The sequence below is a fragment of the Longimicrobium sp. genome (assembly GCF_036280135.1).
Lineage (GTDB): Bacteria > Gemmatimonadota > Gemmatimonadetes > Longimicrobiales > Longimicrobiaceae > Longimicrobium.
This window is the reverse complement of the sequence record NZ_DASURI010000170.1, coordinates 1-2,001: the sequence shown is the minus strand read 5'-3', so window position 1 is coordinate 2,001 and position 2,001 is coordinate 1. Positions and strand designations below refer to the sequence as shown.

The 2,001-nt window shown below is 73.1% G+C and carries 3 protein-coding genes; all 3 read left to right on the top strand.

Annotation, left to right across the window (positions count from 1 at the left end; genetic code table 11):
* Positions 1-414 (top strand): hypothetical protein (locus VFZ20_RS05155; RefSeq protein WP_329682766.1); only part of this gene is annotated, 414 nt, incomplete at its 5' end.
* A gap of 214 nt (positions 415-628) precedes the next feature.
* Positions 629-1,681 (top strand): cyanophycin synthetase family protein, encoded by a 1,053-nt coding sequence (locus tag VFZ20_RS05150; RefSeq protein ID WP_329682765.1) that lies wholly within the window; start codon positions 629-631, stop codon positions 1,679-1,681.
* Positions 1,678-2,001, top strand: a 324-nt coding sequence (locus VFZ20_RS05145; protein ID WP_329682764.1) for a hypothetical protein, incomplete at its 3' end; no start/stop codon positions are given. The genes VFZ20_RS05150 and VFZ20_RS05145, both read left to right, overlap by 4 nt.

The window sequence follows — 2,001 nt, the reverse complement described above, 5'->3', positions numbered from 1 at the left end:
TACGGGCTGCGCGAGGACTCGCTCCCCGTGGCGGCGGATGCCGAGCCGCTTTCGATGGAGCGGGTGCGGGAGACGGAGTGCGATCCGTTCGGGTTGCGCGTGGTGCGCGACACGGCGGAGCTGGGCACGGTCCAGCACTTTCGCGCATGCGATGCGGCCGCGTTCCCCGCCCTGGGCGCCGCCCTGTACGTCCACGTGTCCATGATCGGCGACTGCCACGCGCGGCTGTGGCCCGAGGCGTTTCGCTCCGACTCCCGCCGCGAGTACCGCATCGTGATGATGGAGGAGCCCGGCGGCTGCCGCGCGGCGCGCTACGAGTCGTACTGGCTGCGCCTGCCGCCCCTGCCGGACGGATGGACCGTCGGCTTCAGCTCCCGGACGGTCGAACGCGGCGACGAATCGGCATCGTCTTGAGCGGGTGGAAACGGCGAGCCTCACACGGGGCCTTCGGCCAACGGGGCCAACGGGAACGACACGGGACCGTCTGCCCCGTTCACCGTGTGAGACGAACGCCTTTCGCCACGCCCGCGCCGGGCCCGACCCCGCGGCGCCGACTTTGCTACGACGGGCCATCGATCCGCGCCGCAAAGTCTTCCGACCGCGGCGCATCCGGCCCGGACCGTCGACCATGCCCCTTCCCGACCCCTACACCGAGATTCGCCTGGTGGGCCTGCGCTCCATGCGCGGCGCCAACTTCTGGTCGCGGCGGCCCGTGACGCGCATGGACGTGGCCGTGGGAGAGTACGACGAGATCCACTCGGGCGAGGTGCCGGGATTCACGGAGGCGCTCGTCCAGGCCATGCCGGGGCTCTGGGAGCACCGGTGCAGCATCGGCGAGCGGGGCGGGTTCGTCACGCGGCTGCGGCGCGGCACGTACGCCCCCCACATCGCCGAGCACGTGGGGCTGGAGCTGCAGACGATGATCGGCCACGACGTGGGCTACGGCCGCGCCCGCGGCGGTGACCGCGAGGGCGAGTACACGGTCGTCTTCGAGCACCTGCACGCGGAAGTGGGGCTGCGCGCGGCGGCCCTGGCCCTGGACGTGGTGCAGAAGGCCTTCGCGGGCGAGCTCGCGGACGTGGACTACGCCGTGGCCGAGCTGCGCGCCCTGATGGACACGCCCGACACGCCGGCGCTCACGCAGGCGGTGCTGTGCGGCATCACGGGCGGCGGCGACCGCGCGGCCGTGCGGGCCGAGATGGTGCGCCGCGGGGCGGACGACGAGGCGCTCATCGTGGACGTGGCGCCGTCGTACATCCTGAACGTGGGGCTGCCGTACGCGCGGTCGGAGGTGGCCGTCATCCTGGACACGGACGTGCAGGACGTGCCGGACCGCTACCGCGAGGAGGACCGCAACCTGCAGCTGGTGGGCGTGCTGGCCGACGCCGTGCGCAGGAACGGCGTGGTGGTCGTGCCCAGCACGGAATGGGAGGTGCAGGACATGGCGCGCGACGCCAACTGCCGCGTGGCCGTGTTCAGCACGCGCGAGCGGGTGCCGTCGCGCGACACGCGGGTGGCGCACGCGGTGGCCCTGGTGCGCGACGGGCGCATCGTCATCGACGCCATCGGCGGGATGGTGGACGGGGGAGAGATCGTGGAGGGGGTGGACCCGCGGGCGCAGGTGGCGGCGGCGCTGGCGGTGCACTCGCTCCGGGAGCTGGAGGCGGGCAACGCACGGTGAGCATGGAACAGCGGTCGAAGAACGGAAGCCGGAACGGCGCCAGGGCGTCCAAACCCAGCGCCACGCCCCTGCCCGTGCCCACGCGGCGGCGCACGGACCGCACGGCGGGCACGCTGGTGCTCATCGGCGGCGCCTGCGAGCCCGAGGGCGAGGCTCTGGGCGCGTTTCTGCGCCTGAGCAACGCGCTGGACGGGGGCAAGATCGTGGGCATCACCACGGCCTCGCAGGACCCCGCCAACTCCGCGCGGCAGTGGATGGCGGACTTTGAAAAGGCGGGCGCCACGCACGTGGAGATCCCCATCGTGGACCGCCGCGACCGC